General features: G+C 66.0%; 18 protein-coding genes. 11 read left to right on the top strand and 7 right to left on the bottom strand.

Annotation, left to right across the window (positions count from 1 at the left end; genetic code table 11):
• Positions 1 to 28 precede the first annotated feature (28 nt).
• Positions 29 to 937 carry a cation diffusion facilitator family transporter gene (locus CA260_RS06970; protein ID WP_111981701.1) on the top strand — a complete coding sequence of 303 codons (909 nt, stop codon included), beginning with the start codon at positions 29 to 31 and terminating at the stop codon, positions 935 to 937.
• Positions 938 to 1,037: 100 nt separating this feature from the next.
• On the opposite strand, the gene CA260_RS06965 is transcribed toward CA260_RS06970, so the two are convergent.
• Entirely contained in the window at positions 1,038 to 1,433 is a 396-nt protein-coding gene (locus CA260_RS06965) for a VOC family protein (protein WP_111981699.1), read from the bottom strand.
• Complete coding sequence (locus tag CA260_RS06960) at positions 1,430 to 1,819, bottom strand: MmcQ/YjbR family DNA-binding protein (RefSeq protein ID WP_238149632.1); 390 nt, start codon at positions 1,817 to 1,819, stop codon at positions 1,430 to 1,432. The genes CA260_RS06965 and CA260_RS06960 overlap by 4 nt, the downstream gene beginning before the upstream one ends.
• A 181-nt stretch (positions 1,820 to 2,000) precedes the next feature.
• Between CA260_RS06960 and CA260_RS06955 the strand changes: the two genes are divergently transcribed.
• The 5 genes from CA260_RS06955 to CA260_RS06935 all read left to right on the top strand — a co-directional run bounded on the left by CA260_RS06955 (position 2,001) and on the right by CA260_RS06935 (position 8,869).
• Positions 2,001 to 2,606, top strand: a complete 606-nt coding sequence (locus CA260_RS06955; RefSeq protein WP_172461738.1) for a GNAT family N-acetyltransferase — start codon at positions 2,001 to 2,003, stop codon at positions 2,604 to 2,606.
• 155 nt (positions 2,607 to 2,761) lie between these two features.
• Complete coding sequence (mfd, locus tag CA260_RS06950; protein ID WP_111981695.1) at positions 2,762 to 6,217, top strand: transcription-repair coupling factor; 3,456 nt, start codon at positions 2,762 to 2,764, stop codon at positions 6,215 to 6,217.
• A gap of 99 nt (positions 6,218 to 6,316) precedes the next feature.
• Positions 6,317 to 7,234, top strand: coding sequence for a LysR family transcriptional regulator (locus CA260_RS06945; protein ID WP_111983043.1), 918 nt, complete (start codon positions 6,317 to 6,319; stop codon positions 7,232 to 7,234).
• 52 nt (positions 7,235 to 7,286) lie between these two features.
• A complete protein-coding gene (locus tag CA260_RS06940) occupies positions 7,287 to 7,715 on the top strand; it encodes a VOC family protein (RefSeq protein WP_111981681.1) in 429 nt (142 codons plus the stop codon).
• Positions 7,712 to 8,869, top strand: a complete 1,158-nt coding sequence (locus CA260_RS06935) for a calcium:proton antiporter (RefSeq protein WP_111981678.1) — start codon at positions 7,712 to 7,714, stop codon at positions 8,867 to 8,869. The genes CA260_RS06940 and CA260_RS06935 overlap by 4 nt, the downstream gene beginning before the upstream one ends.
• Positions 8,870 to 8,910: 41 nt before the next feature.
• On the opposite strand, the gene egtD is transcribed toward CA260_RS06935, so the two are convergent.
• Together egtD and egtB are read right to left on the bottom strand one after the other, a co-directional pair.
• Positions 8,911 to 9,897, bottom strand: coding sequence for an L-histidine N(alpha)-methyltransferase (gene egtD, locus CA260_RS06930; RefSeq protein WP_111981675.1), 987 nt, complete (start codon positions 9,895 to 9,897; stop codon positions 8,911 to 8,913).
• Positions 9,894 to 11,147, bottom strand: a complete 1,254-nt coding sequence (egtB, locus tag CA260_RS06925; RefSeq protein ID WP_111981672.1) for an ergothioneine biosynthesis protein EgtB — start codon at positions 11,145 to 11,147, stop codon at positions 9,894 to 9,896. Before egtB ends, egtD begins: the two co-directional genes overlap by 4 nt.
• Before the next feature lie 215 nt (positions 11,148 to 11,362).
• Here egtB and CA260_RS06920 point away from each other — a divergent pair, with 215 nt between their 5' ends.
• Complete coding sequence (locus tag CA260_RS06920; RefSeq protein WP_111981669.1) at positions 11,363 to 11,794, top strand: DUF6491 family protein; 432 nt, start codon at positions 11,363 to 11,365, stop codon at positions 11,792 to 11,794.
• A 68-nt stretch (positions 11,795 to 11,862) separates the two neighbouring features.
• Here CA260_RS06920 and CA260_RS06915 read toward each other — a convergent pair whose 3' ends face one another.
• The 3 genes from CA260_RS06915 to CA260_RS06905 all read right to left on the bottom strand — a co-directional run bounded on the left by CA260_RS06915 (position 11,863) and on the right by CA260_RS06905 (position 15,045).
• Positions 11,863 to 12,198 (bottom strand): hypothetical protein, encoded by a 336-nt coding sequence (locus tag CA260_RS06915; RefSeq protein WP_111981666.1) that lies wholly within the window; start codon positions 12,196 to 12,198, stop codon positions 11,863 to 11,865.
• Between the two features lie 127 nt (positions 12,199 to 12,325).
• Positions 12,326 to 14,521: a bifunctional 23S rRNA (guanine(2069)-N(7))-methyltransferase RlmK/23S rRNA (guanine(2445)-N(2))-methyltransferase RlmL gene (gene rlmKL, locus CA260_RS06910; RefSeq protein ID WP_111981663.1), complete on the bottom strand. Its 2,196-nt coding sequence runs from the start codon at positions 14,519 to 14,521 to the stop codon at positions 12,326 to 12,328.
• Positions 14,518 to 15,045 carry an alpha/beta hydrolase gene (locus CA260_RS06905; RefSeq protein WP_111983042.1) on the bottom strand — a complete coding sequence of 176 codons (528 nt, stop codon included), beginning with the start codon at positions 15,043 to 15,045 and terminating at the stop codon, positions 14,518 to 14,520. Before CA260_RS06905 ends, rlmKL begins: the two co-directional genes overlap by 4 nt.
• Positions 15,046 to 15,129: 84 nt before the next feature.
• Between CA260_RS06905 and CA260_RS06900 the strand changes: the two genes are divergently transcribed.
• From CA260_RS06900 to CA260_RS06885, 4 genes are all read left to right on the top strand, one after another.
• On the top strand, positions 15,130 to 15,690 hold the full coding sequence (locus CA260_RS06900; protein ID WP_111981661.1) for an N-acetylmuramoyl-L-alanine amidase: 561 nt from the start codon (positions 15,130 to 15,132) through the stop codon (positions 15,688 to 15,690).
• A 45-nt stretch (positions 15,691 to 15,735) separates the two neighbouring features.
• Positions 15,736 to 16,599, top strand: coding sequence for an acyl-CoA thioesterase II (gene tesB / locus CA260_RS06895; RefSeq protein WP_111981659.1), 864 nt, complete (start codon positions 15,736 to 15,738; stop codon positions 16,597 to 16,599).
• A 93-nt stretch (positions 16,600 to 16,692) separates the two neighbouring features.
• Positions 16,693 to 17,085, top strand: a complete 393-nt coding sequence (locus CA260_RS06890; protein ID WP_111981658.1) for a putative signal transducing protein — start codon at positions 16,693 to 16,695, stop codon at positions 17,083 to 17,085.
• 101 nt (positions 17,086 to 17,186) lie between these two features.
• The gene (locus tag CA260_RS06885) at positions 17,187 to 17,897 is read left to right on the top strand and encodes an arginyltransferase (RefSeq protein WP_111981656.1); all 711 of its coding nucleotides are present in this window, start codon (positions 17,187 to 17,189) and stop codon (positions 17,895 to 17,897) included.
• Positions 17,898 to 17,988: the final 91 nt, after the last annotated feature.

The following is a 17,988-nucleotide window of genomic DNA, read 5'->3' as shown; positions in this document are numbered from 1 at the left end:
CTGTGGCCTTCGTCCAAGGGAATGCACGATGTCAGGCCACGCCAATTCGCTGAGAGCGATCCTGCTCGCTCTCGGCGCCAACTTCGCCATCTTTATCAGCAAGCTCGTCGCCGCCTTCGTCACCGGCTCGGGGGCGATGATGGCCGAAGCGGTGCACTCACTCGCCGATTGCGGCAACCAGGGGCTGCTGCTGTTGGGCATGCGCCAGGCCGATCGCCCGCCGTCGGATGAGTATCCGCTGGGTTGGGGCCGTGCACCGTATTTCTGGTCGTTCCTGGTGGCGATGCTGCTGTTCAGCGTCGGCGGCATGTTTTCGATCTACGAAGGCATCCACAAACTCAGCCATCCCGAACCGCTGAAATGGCCCTGGCTGGCCATCGGCGTGCTCGGCTTCGGCGTGGTGGCCGAATCCATCTCGATGCACGGCTGTCTCACCGAAGTGAACAAGGCACGCGGGGAACGCAGCCTGTGGCGATGGTTCCACGAGACGCGCTCCAGCGAGTTGCTGGTGATCTTCGGCGAAGATCTCGCGGCGCTGCTGGGCCTCAGCGTCGCGCTCGTCGCGGTGCTCGCCACCATGATCACCGGCAACCTTCTCTACGACGCCATCGGCACCATCGTCATCGGCGCACTGCTGGTCGTCGTCGCCATCGCCGTGGCCTACGAAGTGAAGGCGCTGCTGATCGGCCAAGGCGTCGAGCCCGCACGGCGCGAAGAAATGCTCGCCTTCGTCAATGCGCGTCCTGAAGTGGACGTCGTGCTCAACCTCATCACGCTGCAGATGGGTCCAGACGTGATGGTGGCCGTCAAGGCCCGCATGTCGCCCGCGCCGGATCAGGCAACCCTGATCGCCAACATCAACGACGTCGAGCGCGCGATGAAGGAGCGCTTCCCGGACATCCGCTGGAGCTTCTTCGAGCCGGACGTGGCGGATTGATGTCCCCTCCACTGTAGGAGCGCACCCAGTGCGCAACCGCGGCGTGGCGATCTTCCCGTGCTGTAGGCCCTTCGCGCAGCGGGTGCGCTCCTACAAGGAATCAGGGCGACGCCAGCTGCAGCAAATCCCACTTGTTGCCGTACAGATCCTTGAACACCACCACGGTGCCATAGCTCTCCGTGCGCGGCTCTTCGCAGAACTCCGCACCCGCTCCACGCATGCGCTCGTAGTCGCGCCAGAAATCATCCGTGTGCAGCAGCAGGAAGACGCGGCCGCCAGTCTGGTCGCCCACGCGTGCGGCCTGCTCCGCACCTGACGCCTTCGCCAGCAACAGGCGTGTTTCCGTGGCGCCGGGCGGCGCAACGATGACCCAGCGCTTGCCACCGCCCATGTCGGTGTCCTCGACCAGCTGGAAACCAAGCACCGTCGTGTACCAGGCAATGGCGTCGTCGTAGTCGGCCACGACCAGCGCGATGCTTCCGATGTGTTGCTTCACTTCGCTTTCTCCGTGGGCCATGGGCCCAGTTCCGCCTGCATCTTCTTGGTGAGCCTGGCCCGCACCAGGCCGTAGGAGGTCTCGATATGCGTGGCGAGTTCGGCGGTAGTGAATCGCCGGGGTTCGACCACCGACACCCAGCGGGCGCGGGCCAGATAGGGGGACGCGATGATACCGGGCTGGTCCGTGAGTTCCAGGAAGCGATCATCGGGCACCTTGAAGGCGAGCCGGCCTGCCTCGCTGCTATCGGCCGGCGTCACGGCGAACATCTTGCCGCCCACGCTGAACACCAGGTCGGCGCCCCATTTGATGTCCCGCGTCGCCCCGGGCAGACGCCCGCAGAGCGCCTCCAGCTGGGCAACCGTCATGCCTTTGCTCGCTGCCATGGATTTCACCCTCCCTCGACCGACTGACATGCTCCAAAGGCGCATTCTGGCGTGTCAGCGGCGCCATAGCCGCGCGTGGGCGCCGCATCGGCAATGCGGTGCGACATAGAGCCTCTTGGAAGCCCTCTCCAAAAGGAGTTTCATTCATGTTGCATCGCACACAATACGGTAAAGTATGGCCATGAGCACCGCGATCGATCTCACCAATACCCGCCGCGCCCTCCCCCTGCGCAGCCGGGAGCGATTTGCCCGGCCACGCCTCCTCGAGCTGCCACGCCCGAAAGGTGAGCTGGTGCATGCCCACGACGGCCGCGAACTGCGCCTGCGCGGCATCGAACCGGGAGACGTTGCGGCCCTCAAGCGCCAGTTCGGACGGCTGTCTCCCGAAGACATCCGCCGTCGCTTCCTGCATTCGATGGGCGAGCTGCCCGAGCCGATGGCCCAGCGCCTCTGCCGCATCGATCCTGCCCTGGAAACCGCCTTCGTGCTGATGGACGAGACCGTGCATCCGGCCGAGATCCGCGGCGTGGGCCGCATCTACGTCGACGAAGCCGCCAACAGTGCCGAGTTCTCGGTGCTGGTCGAGCGCGAATGGACCCGCCAGGGCCTGGGCGCCTTGCTGATGCAGCGCCTGGTGGACGACTGCCGTCGCCGTGGCCTGCATGAGATCTGGGGCTATGTGCTGCTGGAGAACCGCCCCATGCTGCACCTGTGCAAGGAACTGGGCTTCGTCCGCCGCCTGACGCCGGAAGAGCCCGGCACGACGCAGATCTCCCTGCAGCTCTGATCCGCGCCACGCACGGCGGAAGGGTTGTCGCGCAGGCAGCGCGCCCCAACAACAGGTCACCAAGCCAGCGCCCCGGTCCGTCCGGGGCGCTCGCGTTACACTTGCCCGCTTTCGCGGCGCCGCCCGACGAAGCCGCCCTCCGATCCCGCGTACGCATGGCCCAAACGATCCCGCATCCGTCCCTGCCCACCAGCCCCAAGCAGCGCCGTTTCTGGACGTCGCCGCATGGCTCCTCGCGCGCCCTGCTGGTGGCCGAAGCCGCGCGCACCCATCAGGGCCTGCTGGTCGCGGTGACCCGCGACACGCAACGTGCCCATGCACTGGAGGAGGAGCTGCGCGTCTTCGCCGGCAACCTCCCCGTGCTGCATTTCCCCGATTGGGAAACGCTGCCCTACGACGTGTTCAGCCCGCATCCGGACATCGTCTCCCAGCGCATCGCCACGCTGTTCCAGTTGCCGAACACGCAACGCGGCGTGCTGGTGGTGCCGATCGCCACGCTGATGCAGCGCATCGCCCCGCGCAGCCACATCACCGGCAGCGGGCTGATGGTGAAGAAGGGCCAGAAGCTGGACCTCGCCACCGAGCAGCGGCGACTGGAAGCCGCGGGTTATCGCAACGTGCCGCAGGTGGCCGAGCCAGGCGACTTCGCCGTGCGCGGTGCGCTGATCGACATCTTTCCGATGGGCGCGGCCGAACCGTATCGCATCGAATTGTTCGACGACGAGATCGAGTCGATCCGCAGCTTCGACCCGGAAACGCAGCGCTCGCAGCAGCAGGTGGAGCGCATCGAACTGCTGCCGGCACGCGAGTTCCCGCTCACCGAAAACGCCGCCAAGGATTTCCGCACGCACCTGCGCGAGCGCTTCCCCATCGACGTGCGCCGCTGTCCGCTCTACCAGGACATGAAGGAAGGCGTCACGCCGGGCGGCATCGAGTACTACCTGCCGATGTTCTTCGAGCAGACCGCCACGCTGTTCGACTACCTCGCCGACAACGCTGTGTTCCTGCTGGGCGAGGCCGCCATGGAATCGGCAGAACAGTTCTGGACGCAGACCGGCGAGCGCTACGACCAGCGTGCGCACGACATCGAGCGTCCGGTATTGCCGCCGGCGGAGCTCTATCTGCAACCCGAACAGCTGCGCGAGCAACTCAACAAGCGTTTGCGCATCGAGCTGGTCGAGAGTGGCCACGAGCATGCGCAGGCGAGCGGCACGCAGCCAGCTCTGGAACTTCCGCTCAACCGCAAGGGCGAGGAACCGGGTACGTCGCTGCGCCACTTCCTGGCGAGCTACCCGGGCCGCGTGCTGATCGCGGCCGATTCGGCGGGCCGTCGTGAGGCGTTGATCGAGCAGCTGGCCAGCGCCGGCCTCAAGCCCGATGCAGTGGACGGCTGGACGGCCTTTGTGGCCGCGAACGAAAAGCCGCGCTTCGCCATCACCATCGCATCGCTGGAACAGGGCTTCGCGCTCACCGAACCGGCACTCACCGTACTCACCGAGCGCGAACTGTTCGGCGAGCGCGTGCGTACCGAGCGCAAGCGTCGTCGTGGCGCCGCGCGCGATCCCGAAAGCATCATCCGCGACCTCACCGAGCTGACCATCGGCGCGCCCATCGTGCACGTCGACCATGGCGTGGGACGCTACCAGGGCCTGGTGTCGATGGAACTGGGCGGGATGGAGGGCGAGTTCCTCACCATCGAGTACGCCAAGGGCGACAAGCTCTACGTGCCGGTGGCGCAGCTCGGCCTGGTCAGCCGTTACACGGGCACCGCGCCCGAACTCGCGCCGCTGCACTCGCTGGGCGGCGATGCGTGGGAACGTGCACGCCGCAAGGCCGCCGAGAAGGTGCGCGACGTCGCCGCGGAACTGCTGGCGATCTATGCACAGCGCGAAGCCCGCGGCGGCGAATCGCTGCCGATCGACCGCCAACTGGTCGAGGAATTCGGCGCCAGCTTCCCGTTCGAGGAAACGCCCGACCAGGAACACGCGATCAACGCCGTACTCACGGATCTTGCCGCGCCGCGGGCGATGGATCGCGTGATCTGCGGCGACGTGGGTTTCGGCAAGACCGAAGTGGCGCTCCGCGCGGCGTTTGCCGCCGCCACCGCCGGCAAGCAGGTGGCGGTGCTGGTGCCCACCACCCTGCTCGCCCAGCAGCACTACCGCAATTTCGCCGACCGCTTTGCCGACTGGCCGGTGCGCGTGGACGTGCTGTCGCGCTTCAAGTCGACCAAGGAAGTGAACGAGGCGCTCAAGCGCCTCGCCGACGGGCAGATCGATGTGATCGTGGGCACGCACAAGCTGCTCGCGCCGGACATCCGCTTCAAGAACCTCGGCCTCGTGGTGGTGGACGAGGAACAACGCTTTGGCGTGCGCCAGAAGGAACAGCTGAAGAAGCTGCGCGCCGAAGTCGACCTGCTCACCATGACGGCCACGCCGATCCCGCGCACGCTCAACATGGCGATGAGCGGGCTGCGCGATCTCTCGTTGATCGCCACGCCGCCTGCGCATCGCATGGCCGTGCGCACCTTCATTTCCACCTGGGAACCGGCACTGATCCGCGAAGCGTTCCAGCGCGAGCTGCAGCGCGGCGGCCAGGTGTATTTCCTGCATAACGAGGTGGACACCATCGAGCGCGCCGCGCGCGAGGTGGAGGAACTGATTCCCGAGGCGCGCATCGGCATTGCCCATGGCCAGATGCCCGAGCGCGAACTGGAACGCGTGATGGCGGACTTCCACCGCCAGCGTTTCAACGTACTGGTGTGCACCACCATCATCGAGACCGGCATCGACATCCCGACCGCCAACACCATCATCATCAACCGTGCCGATCGCTTCGGCCTGGCGCAGCTGCACCAGCTGCGTGGCCGCGTGGGACGTTCGCATCATCGCGCCTATGCCTATCTCGTGGTGCCCGACCGCAAGGCGATGACGGCCGATGCGGAGAAGCGCCTCGAAGCGCTGGCCTCGCTGGAAGAACTGGGCGCGGGCTTTACGCTCGCCACGCATGATCTGGAAATCCGCGGTGCAGGCGAACTGCTGGGCGACGAGCAGTCCGGCCAGATCCAGGAGATCGGCTTCGGGCTCTACACCGAACTGCTGGAGCGCGCGGTGCGCGCACTGAAGTCCGGCAAGGTGCCCGACTTCGACCTGTCCAGCGAGCACGAAACCGAAGTGGAACTGCACCTGCCGGCGCTGATTCCCGACGACTACCTGCCCGACGTGCATACGCGCCTGACGCTGTACAAGCGCATCGCCAGCGCGCGCAACGAGGATCATCTGCGCGACCTGCAGGTGGAGATGATCGACCGCTTCGGCCTGCTGCCCGATCCGGCCAAACAGCTGTTCGCGGTGGCGCAGCTCAAGCTGATGGCCACGCCGCTGGGCATCCGCAAGCTGGACTTCGGCGCCAATGGCGGCCGCATCACGTTCCGGGACAAGCCGGAAGTCGAGCCGATGGCGATCATCCGCCTGATCCAGAGCCAGCCGCGCGTATACAAGCTGGACGGCCAGGACAAGTTGAAGGTGATCCTGGATCTGCCCGGCGCCAGCGAGCGTATCCGCGCCGCGCAGGAGGTGCTGGTACAGCTGGGCGCACGCCGGCCCGGCTGATCGGCTGGCCGTTGCCCGTTGTCCCGCCCTGATCGGGATGACGGGCATGGCATCTCCGCCTGCCTTACCATGGCCCTGACTCGTTCGAAGGGGCCGAACATGTTGTCCGAGGACGAACTGGCGCTGCTCGAAGCCATCCGCGAAAGCGGCAGCCTGTCGCGCGCCGCGGCACGGCTCGGCAAGGCGCCCTCCACCATCTCGCATGCTGCGCGCCAGCTCGAAGCACGCTTCGATGCACTGCTGTTCGATCGTCGCCGCTATCGACTGCAACTCACGCCGGCCGGGCAACTGCTCGCCATCGAAGCTGCGCGCCTCATGCAGGACGTGTCGCGCCTCAGCCGCCGCGTGAAACAGATCGCCAGCGGCTGGGAAGACCGGCTGTGGATCGTCACGGACGAAATCCTCGAGTTCGACATACTCGCGCCGGTCATCCGCAGCTTCGATGGCTTGCAGTCCGGCGTCGCGCTGCGCCTCACCAACGAAGTGCTGGGCGGCACCTGGGAAGCCCTGCGCGATGGTCGCGCCGACCTCATCGTGGGCGCCACCAACGAACCGCCCGCCATCCCCAAGCTGCGCTGGTTCGAGCTGGGCGTCATGGAGTGGGTGTTCGCCGTGTCGCCTCGTCATCCATTGGCAAAGGCCACGGAGCCCTTGCAACGAGAAGCCCTGGCCAATCACCGCAGCATCGTCGTGGCCGATACGTCGCGCAGCTCTGCGGGGCGTGCCTATGGCGTCGTGGGCGGCCAGGCAACGCTCGCCCTGCCCAGCATGCGCGCGAAGATCACCGCCCAGCGGCAGGGTCTGGGCGTAGGCTGGCTGCCCCGCCAACGCGTGGCGGGCCTGCTCAAGCGTGGGGAGCTGGTAGAGAAGCAGGTGGCTGATCCGCGCGAACCCAATACGCTGTACGTCGCCTGGCGCGGCGACCACGAAGGCCGCGCCTTGTCATGGTGGCTGGGAGAATTGAGGCAGCCGCGCCTGGCCAAGCGGCTCATCAAGGGTCTGGAAATCACCGACTGACAACATCGCCTGCCGCAACCTGCGCGCAGCCGATCCGAAGGAGCGACTTGCCATGATCCGCAACCGTTCCATGCCACCGGGTGTCTTCATTCCCGAGTTGGCCTATCGCGACGTGCGGGAGGCAGCTGCATGGCTGTGTCGCGTATTCGGTTTCCAGGAGCGACTGCGCATCGGCGACCACCGCGTGCAGCTCGTGTATGGCGGCGCGTCGATGGTCGTGATCGAACACCCTTCCGAGTCGCCCGTCGACGCCGCGACGCATGCGACCATGGTGCATGTGCCGGATGTGCACAGTCACCATGCGCGTGCACTCGCCTGCGCCGCGAAGATCATCGTCCCGCCGGCGGACCACCCATACGGCGAACGCCAGTATGCAGTCGAAGACATCGGTGGGCATCGCTGGGTATTCTCGCAATCCATCGCTGATGTCGATCCGATCCAATGGGGCGGCACGCTGTTTTCCGAGCAGGAGATCGTATGACGCAAGAAGCGCTTGCCCAGCAACCCGGGCTGCCGATGTTCCATCCCAGGATGCTCATCCGCCCCGCCATCGCCTGGCTCACCGTCAGCCTGTTCCTCATCTTCGGTTCGGACTGGATGGCGCACCTGAGTCGCCATGAAATCGGCCTGTCGCTGTTCGCATGGCTGTTCTTCGTGATCGTGTGGGTCGCCTTCGGCGTCGTGCATGAAGCCGAGGAGCTGGCGAGCCTGCTGGGCGAACCCGTCGGCACGCTGGTGCTCACCCTTTCCATCGTGATCATCGAAGTGGTGCTGATTTCGGCCGTGATGCTCGGCGCCGGCGACACCGCCACGCTGGCGCGCGACACCATGTTCGCCGTGCTGATGATCGTGTTGAACGGCGTGGTCGGCCTGGGCTTGCTGATCGGCGGCATTCGCCATCACGAACAGGCCTTCAACCTGCACGGCGCGTCGGCGTATCTTGCGGTGATCATTCCGCTCGCGACCATCGCCCTGGTGCTGCCCAACTTCACCGCGTCCACCTCGGACGGCACGCTGACGTCCGTACAAGCCACTGCGTTCTCGATCCTCACCATCGCGCTGTACGGCTTGTTCCTGTGGCTGCAGACCGGACGTTACAAAGGCTATTTCGTGGCGCCCCGCTCGGACTCCGACGCCAACGAACCGGAACAACCTCCGCCGCCGCGCCGCACGCCACGCAAGGGCGAGATGCTGTTCCACGTTGCCCTGCTGCTGCTCAACATCCTGCCGATCGTGATCCTGTCCAAGAGCCTGGCCAAGGTGCTCGACTACGGGATCGCGGCCACGGGCGCGCCTCATGCGCTGGGCGGCATCATCATCGCCATGCTGGTGTTCACGCCCGAAGGCATTTCCGCACTGGTCGCCATCCGCCGCGACGAACTCACCCGCGCGATCAACCTGTGCCTGGGCGGTGCGGCATCCACCGTGGGACTTACCGTGCCCGCCGTGCTCGCCATCGGCCTGTTCACCGGCAAGCCGGTGGTGCTTGGCCTGCCGCCGGCGAGCATCGTGCTGCTGGCTTCAACGCTCGTGTTGAGCAGCCTCACCTTCTCGGGATGGCGCACCACCATGCTGGAAGGCGCGGTGCACCTGTCGATGTTCGCGGTGTTCCTGGTGCTGGTGTTCAGCCCCTGAGTCCGCGAGGCGCGTTCGACTGGAACGCGCCTCGCGCCCGATCAGTGCTTGGACACGCCCGCTCGCACGAGGTAGTACACGGCGAACATCGCCTGCGGATCCGTCCACGCATGCGCCACTTCCAGCCCGGCCTTGGCGGCGAGCGCGGCGAAATCCTCGTGTGAATACTTGCAGCTGTATTCGACCTGCATGGCTTCCTCGGGCGCGAACGACACCAGCTGCTTGCCGACGCGTACCTTCTGGTCGCGCGTGCTGACCAGGAACGTCTCGATGCGTCCTGCCATCGCGTTGTAGTGCGCACGATGGCGGAACGACGCCAGGTCGAAATCGCTGCCGATCTCGCGGTTGAGGCGCACCAGCATGTTCAAGGTGAATTCCGCGGTGACGCCGGCCTTGTCGTTGTACGCGGCCTCGATCGTGGCCGTGTCCTTCTTGAGGTCGGCGCCGATCAGGATGCCGCCGGCATCGCCCATTTCGTTGCGCATCTTGCGCAGCAGCTCGGCGGCATCGCGCGCTTCGAAATTGCCGATGGTGGAACCGGGGAAATACAACACCGTACGCCGCGGCGCGCGTGGCGGGATCGGCAGGCGCAGCGGGCGGGTGAAGTCGCCGGGATGTGGCTGCACTGCCAGTGCGGGAAAGCACTCGGCCATCTCCTGCACGCAACGGCGCAAGGGTTCGGCCGAGATCTCCACCGGCACGTACGACACGGGCGCGTGCAGATGTTCCAGCAGCATGCGCGTCTTCACCGCATTGCCGCTGCCGTATTCCACCAGGCGCACTTCTTCGCCCAGCACGTCGGCCATTTCGCCGGCGTGGGTGGCCATGAGCGCGATCTCGCAGCGGGTCAGGTAATACTCCGGCTGCTCGCAGATCGCCTCGAACAATTGCGAACCGCGTTCGTCGTAGAACAACCACGACGGCAGCCGCTTCGGCTGCAAGCGCAACCCGCGCTGCACGATGCCGACGAGGTCGTCGACAGGCGGGCGACGATCGTCGTCGCGGAGCTCAAAGGCTTGTACATTCATCGATCCTGCCCCAGGCGTATCCCCATGAACTGCCAGCGCGCATGGGGTGGAAAGAAATTTCGGTAACTGGCGCGAATGTGCTCGCGCGGCGTCGCGCAGGAGCCGCCTCGCAACACCCATTGCCCGCACATGAACTTGCCGTTGTATTCGCCGAGCGAACCGGCCAGCGGCCGGAAGCCCGGATAACTGATATAGGGCGAAGCGGTCCATTCCCAAACATCGCCATACATCTGCAGGAGACCGCCTTGCGGCTCCGCTGCGCGCGGATGCAGGGCATGGGTGTCGAGCAGGTTGCCCTGCACCGGCAACGTCGATGCGGCGCTTTCCCACTCCGCCTCGGTGGGCAGGCGCGAACCGGCCCAGCGTGCGAAGGCATCGGCTTCGAAGTAGCTGACGTGCGAGACAGGAGCTTCCGGGTCGATCGCCTGCACGCCTGCCAGGGTGAATTCGCTGGCGAGGTCTTCCTGCCAGTACAACGGCCGCTGCCACTGCTCGCGGCACACCGTGTCCCAGCCTTCGGACAACCACAGGGATGGCTCGCGATAGCCGCCGTCGTGCACGAACGCGGCGTACTCGGCATTGGTCACCAACCGGTTAGCCAATGCATGCGGTTGCAGCAGCGTGCGATGGCGCGGCGATTCGTTGTCGAACGAGAAGCCGTTGCCGTCATGTCCACTCTCCACCACGCCTTCGCGCCCCTCGATGAAGGTCAGCGGCACTGGCGCGCTCGCCGCCACCGGTGCGGCCTTCGGCGCATACGCAGGCAACAGTGGATTGCAGGCCAGGGCGTGCTTGATATCGGTGAGCAGCAACTCCTGATGTTGCTGCTCATGTTCCAGGCCAAGTTCGATGATCGCGAGCGTGGTCGGATCGACGCCACCCATGAGGCGCTCACCCACCGCGTCATCGACGTGTTCGCGATAACCGCGTATCTGCTGCACCGTCGGCCGCGAAAGAACCCCGCGGCGCGGACGCGCATGCATTGGTCCCACCGATTGGTAGTACGAGTTGAACAGGTAGTGCCACTCCGGATGCAACGGCCGGTACACGGCATCGCGTTCGAGCACGAAGCGCTCGAAGAACCAGGTGGTGTGCGCGAGATGCCACTTGGCCGGGCTGGCGTCCGGCATGGACTGCACCAGCATGTCCTCGGGACTCAACGGTGCGCACAAGGCCAAGCTGCGGGAGCGGATTCGCCGGAATCGCAGCACCAACGCCTCGGCTTGCAGGGCCGAAGACGCGAGCGTCATCGCCGCCTCCGGAACGGGAAGGCAGCGTGCACGGGATGCACAGGTGCACGCTCTACCTTCAGGTGATTCGCATCATGCCCAAGCATCACTAAACCATGCCGTACGAACCGTTCACATCGTGTGATGCGATGATGGCGTTTGCCTGACAATGCGTTATGCCGCAGTGCAATGAATGCGCTTGGCACAGGTGTGTCTCTCCCGACGCGAGGTGACGTATGAACGCTCCTGCTCTCCTTCTGCCTGCGGCCCTCCTGGCCGCATGGGCCCTGCCGGCGCCCATCGCAGCCGCCCAGGACAAGACGCCAGCGTACACGCCCTTGCGGCCCGTCAGCGAATGCCTGCGACCAGACCGGGTCAACGAGTGGTATGTAGTGGACCAGACGACCGTCATTGCCCGTGCCGGTCCCGATCGCTACCTGATCAAGCTGCAAGCGAAGTGTCCGCAACTTGGCATCGGCCAGAGCCTGCGCTTTCGACCCAATCGAGCGAACGAGGCGGCGGGCATGGGCGCGATGTGCGGCGAGGCCGGCGAGACCGTGGCCTCGCGCGATCAGCCTCCCTGTGCCGTCCAGTCGATCGGCAAGATCGACAAGGCACAGTTCGATGCACTCGGCAGCAAGGCCGGCAAGCACGGCACGCAACCCTGAAGCGCCGAAAACGAAAAAGCCCGGCGTGTGCCGGGCTTTTTCGTTCGTGCGTTGAAGCGGTCGATCGATCAGTGGCCGTAATGACGGTAGCCGCCGCGATAGTAGTAACCGCCACGATGGTAATAACCCGGATGACCCACCACCACGGTGGCGCCCACCGCCGGACCGTAATACACCGGCGCAGGCGGGCCGTAGACCACCGGAGCCGGCGCGTAATACACCGGCGGAGGCGGTGCGTAGACCACCGGGGCGGGCGCGTAGTACGCCGGGCCCACGACCGGCAGGCCGATACCCACATTCAAGCTCACATGGCTGCCCGCGAAAGCCGGTGCGACGGCGACGCAGCCGATCAGCAGGGCAGTCGCCAGTGCAACGCGCTTGACGGTGGAAATCTTCGTTTTCATGAGTTTGTCTCCCAAGGGAGGCTTGATTCCGACAGAAGGACTCGACAATGCCTTCTACCGCTCTTTGCCGGTATCAATGCTCGGGCTTTTGCGCTGAATCGGCACTGAGCAGAAACGCGTTGTTTGTTCAGCGTTTTCCCTGATTGCGGACGTGGTTCACAGTGCCGCCCCAAGGCGACTCCCGGGCGTTCAAACGCAAGATCCAGCAGCCGTGGATATCGGCCCGGCGCGTGAAGTCGAACGGTATGCTGGGCGCGCTCCAATCCTCGATGCTGAACCGTTCATCCAGCGCGTCACGATCCAGCTTGAACCGGCGGAAATTATTGGAGAACACGATCACGCCCTCCGGCGCCAGACGACCGGCGCACGCCAGCAGCAGTTCGACATGGTCGCGTTGGACGTCGAAGTCCTCGGCGCGCTTGGAGTTGGAAAACGTCGGCGGATCGACATAGATCAGCCCATAACGCTCCCGATCGCGCTGCAGGAAGCTCATCGCATCGGCCTGCATCAGGCGGTGTTTCACCCCGGTGAATCCATTGAGCGCGAGGTTGCGGGACGCCCAATCGAGATAGGTCGCGGAGAGATCGACGCTGGTGGTGTCCTGCGCCCCGCCATCGGCCGCATACACGCTGGCGGTAGCCGTATAGGCGAACAGGTTGAGGAAGCGCCGGCCCTTGGCCAGTTCGCGGACCTTGGCTCGCACGAGGCGGTGGTCGAGGAACAGGCCGGTGTCCAGGTAATCGGTGAGGTTGACCAGGAAGTGCAGGCCGCCTTCGGCGACCTCGATGAACTCGCCGCGCTGATCGAACTGCCCGTACTTGGAGCCGCCCTTGCCTCGCTCGCGGGTCTTCAACGCGATGCGTTCCCGCGGCACGCCAAGCACCTCGCCCGCCACGCGCACGATCTCGCGCAGGCGGTGGCGCGCGGTTTCCGCAGGGATGTCGGCCGGCGCTCGGTATTCCTGGATGTGCAGCCAGAGCCCGCCATCGTCCTGGCCGTAGACATCGATGGCCGCCGCGTATTCCGGCAGATCCTGATCGTAGGCGCGCCAGCAGGCGATGCCCTCGCGCTCCAGCCGCTTGCGCAGGTGCCGCAGGTTCTTCTCCAGGCGGTTGCGCAGCATCTGCGCGCCTTCGGACAGCGGCTTCGCCTCGCGCGGCGTTTCGCTGCGCGCGTGCAGCTCGAACACCAGCAACACGGTTTCCAGGGCGCCGTTGTAGAGGGCGTATTTCTTTTCCGCGCGCAGCGGAATGGCGTGGCCGAGCTCCGCATCGCCGGCCAGGACGGCGGCACGCCAGCCGGCAAACCGCTCGCGCAGGGCTTCGCCCAAGGCCCGGTACAGGCGCGGCATCTCGGCCCGGTCGCCCAGGCGCTCGCCGTACGGCGGATTGGTGATCACCACGCCGCGCGTATAGCCCGGCGGGGGCGCCACATGGGTGGCGTCGTGCTTGTCCAGCGTGAGGAAGCCGGAGACGCCCGCTTCCTGCGCATTGCGCTTGGCGGTCTGCACCATGCGCGGATCGGCGTCGCTGCCGAAGAAGCAGCTGCGCAGACCGCGAAGGCCGGTTTCGGCGCGTTGCCGCGCTTCGTCCAGCAGGCTGCGCCACAGGGTGATGTCGTGCTGCTGCCAGCCGAGGAAGCCGTAGTACTCGCGATGCAGGCCCGGCGCCACGTCGGCCGCCATCCAGGCGCCTTCGATCAGCAACGTGCCCGAACCGCACATGGGATCGAGCAGCGCACCGCCTTCGGCATAGACCTCCGGCCAGCGCGCGCGCAGCAGCATCGCGGCGGCGAGGTTTTCCTTCAGCGGCGCTTCGCCCTGCAGCTCGCGCCAACCGCGGCGGTGCAGCGGAGCGCCGGACAGGTCCAGCGAGACGGTGGCGCGATCGCGGCGCAGGCGCAGGTTGATGCGCACGTCGGGCTCTTCGGTGTCCACGTCCGGTCGCGAGCCGTCGCGCTGGCGGAACTGGTCGACGACGGCATCCTTCACGCGCTGGGCGATGAACTGGCTGTGCGTGAGCTTGCTCTGCGCCGAGTTCGCATCCACGGCCAGGGTGGCGCGGGAGGCGAGATGCTTCGACCAATCGATGGCCTGCACGCCGGCGTAGAGCGCGTCGTCGGTGGCGGCGTCGAATTCCGCCAGCGGCATCAGCACGCGGCTGGCCAATCGCGACCACAAACAGGCGCGATAGGCCGTGGCGAGCGTGCCTGCGAAATGCACGCCGGCCAGCGCCTCGCGCACGTCTTCCGCGCCAAGCGCGACCAGCTCATCGCGCAGCAGGTATTCCAGGCCCTTGGGGCAGGTAGCGAAGAAGGCGCTCATGCCGAAGCCGCCACGGTTTCGAGGAACAGGCGGAACTGTCCGACGATGTGGTCCACGCTCGCGCTCAATCGATGATCGTCATCGACCACCACCAGCGGCAGCCGCTTGCGCTGGGCAAAGGCGAGCACGCCTTCGGGGGGGCAGATGTCGTCCTGCCAGCCGTGGTAGAGCAGCGTCGGCACGCCGGCGCGCAGATCGAACGCCTGGCGATAACCCGGGATGTCGCTGGGCGTAGCCAGCAGGAACAAGCCGGCCACCGGCCGCTGCAACGACGCCAGGCCCGACACGAACGAGCCCATGCTCGAACCCACCAGCACGGGCGGCCGGTCCAGCATATCGACGGCGGCGATCAGGCGCGCCACGCGCGGATCGATCGAGCCCGCGTAGCCACGCCTGTCTTCCTCGCGATAGTCGGGTCGCTGGGTGGTCCAGCCAAGGGATTCCGCGAAAGCGGCCAGCACGCTGACCTTGGTGGCATCCGGGCCCGAGTCCGAGCCGTGCGAAAGAATGATCTGGCCGCCCATCGCGGTCTCCGAAAACTGCATCAAGCCGTGCATCGTAACAGGCGCGGTTCCGGGCCATCGGCCACCGTGCGAGACTTCACGTCCATGACCGTCATCGACCAGCCCCTGCCCTACGTCCACCTGCTGCCCGAGCGTCCCCCCGAGGCCGTGGAAGTGGTGGTGATCCATTGCACCGAGCTGCCCGACCTTGCCATGGCCCGTGAATACGGCGAACGCGTGCTGTACGAAGACCGGGGTACCGGCGCCAGCGGCCACTATTACATCGACCGCGACGGCAGCATTTACTGCTATGTGCCCACCACCCGGGTGGCGAACCACGTGCGCGGGCACAACCCCCATTCCATCGGCATCGAGCTGGTGAACCTCGGGCGTTACCCGCACTGGTGGGATTCACGCAACCAGACCATGACCGAGCCTTATCCGGCTGCCCAGCTCGAGGCCCTGCATGCCCTGCTGGACCAGTTGCGCGAGGCCCACCCGAACCTGCGCCAGATCGCCGGCCATGAGGACCTGGACACGGCCCGACTGCCCGCTTCCGACGATCCGTCTGTCGAGGTGGCGCGCAAGCTGGACCCGGGCCCGCTGTTCCCGTGGAACGAGGTGCTGGAACGCAGCGGCCTGGAACGCACCGGAGCCGGGCACTGACGCCCCGGCTATAATCGCCCGCTAACTTTCGCCCCCGAGTGCCCCATGACGGAAACCAACGTCCGAGAACTGGTCGATCTGCTCGAACTCGAGCGACTTGAGGACAACCTGTTCCGCGGCCAGAGCCGTGACATCGGCACGCACTTCGTCTTCGGTGGGCAGGTGCTTGGCCAGGCCCTGTCGGCCGCCCAGCGCACGGTGGAAACGCCGCGTGAGGCGCACTCGCTGCACGCCTATTTCCTGCGCGCGGGCGACATCAACGCGCCCATCGTCTACAGCGTGGAGCGCACGCGCGACGGCGGCACGTTCTCCTCGCGCCGCGTGGTGGCGATCCAGCACGGCCAGCCCATCCTGAACGGCTCGATCTCGTTCCAGGTGCCGGAGACCGGTTTCGAACACCAGTCGTCGATGCCCGAAGTCCCCATGCCGGAGGACATCGAGCCGATGCAACCGCTGCCGCCGGATCGCCTGGCCAAGCTGCCGGAGAAGCTGCAGCGCTGGCTGGGCGTCGATGCACCGTTCGAATTCCGCCATGTGTGGCCGCAGGACAAGCTGCATCCGGTCAAGCGTCCGCCGTTCCAGCACATCTGGTTCCGCCTGACGGCGCCGGTCGGCGATTCGCCGGAGTTGCACCGCTCGCTGCTGGCCTACGCCTCGGATTTCAACCTGATCGGCACGGCCACCCTGCCGCACGGCATTTCCTATTACACGCACAACGTGCAGATGGCGAGCCTGGACCATGCGTTGTGGTTCCACCGGCCGTTCCGTGCCGACGAATGGCTGTTGTACTCCTTCGACAGCCCGACGGCGCAAGGCGCCCGCGGGCTGGCTCGCGGCCAGATCTTCACCCGCGAAGGCCGCCTGGTGGCCTCTACCGCCCAGGAAGGCCTGATCCGACTTCGCGGCTGAGGGCCCAGGACCCCGTAGTAAAATCGGGAACGGGCGTCATGTCGCCCGCTGATCGGCCGGCTCGGCTCCGGACGGCAAACCAGGGTTTTCTCCATGCGTCAGCTCTATACCTCTCCCCGCCAGGACAATATCGATCGCGTCGCCGCGCTGCTGACCGAGCAGGGCATCGAATGCACCATCGAGAACCGTTCCAACTACAACCGGCCCACGTACCAGCGCTTCAGCTACTCGCAGCGCAACGAAAACCGGGACAACTGGGCCCAGGTCTGGGTGACCCGCGCGGATGACTACACCCGTGCCCGCGCACTGCTGAAGGAGCTGGGGATCGAGCCGGTGGTGCGCCACGGCGAGGAACTGGCCCTGGCCCGCAATCCCACCCCGGAAGGGCGTCGCCAGAGCGTCGCCACCCGCGTTCGCCGCATTGTCATGCTGGCGATGGCGGGTGCCTTCGTCGTCCTCATGTTGCGTTATATGGGCGTGATCTGAACGGTCTCAGCCTGAACCGACAGCCTGATTGGTCACGCTGACCTCATCTATCGGCATTTTCCTACTCACATGACAGGGCTGACCGGACATAGAATCGGTGCATGCGCTCTGATCGTGTCCGCCTATTCCAAACGCTGCCGCACACCTGCGGCTACTTTGCCGAGCGCACGGCACAGAACCTCGTGATCGATCCGGCGGCACCGCAGCTGGACCAGTTGTACGGTCCGGCGCTGGAGCGCGGCTTCCGTCGCGCCGGCGGGCATCTGTACTACCCCTATTGCAGCAACTGCCGCGCCTGCACGCCCTGCCGCATCGACGTGGCGCACTTCGCGCCGGACCGCTCGCAGCGACGCTGTCTCCGCCGCAATGAAGACCTGCAGGTCGTCGAGTCGATGGCCGGCTACAACACCGAGCGGCATGCCCTGTACGAGCGCTACCTGCGCCAGCGACATCCCGGCGGCGGCATGGACGAGGCGGACGCCAGCGATTTCCGACGTTTCCTGACGGCGCCGTGGAGTCCCACGCTATTCCTGGAGTTCCGCCACGGCTCGCGCCTGCTCGGTGTCGCCGTGACCGATCTTTGCCTACAAGGCCTGTCGGCGGTCTACACCTTCTACGACCCGGACGAAACCGTTCGTGGCCTCGGCACCTACGCCATCCTGCAGCAGCTGGCTCTGGCCAAGCGCCGTGGGCTGCCGTGGGTGTACCTGGGTTTCTGGATCGCCGGCCACCCGAAGATGGACTACAAGCGGCGCTTCCGCCCGCTGCAGATCCGCACCAGCGAAGGCTGGGTGGAGATGCCGGAGAGCTAACTCCGGCGATCCCGCCAACCCCTGTAGGAGCGCACCCAGTGCGCGACCGCGGCGCCATGCAGTCGCCGCAGTGTCGGGCTTTCGCCAGCGC

This window comes from Dyella jiangningensis, from assembly GCF_003264855.1.
Taxonomy (GTDB): Bacteria; Pseudomonadota; Gammaproteobacteria; order Xanthomonadales; family Rhodanobacteraceae; genus Dyella; species Dyella jiangningensis_C.
This window is presented reverse-complemented; position numbering and strand designations above follow the sequence as displayed.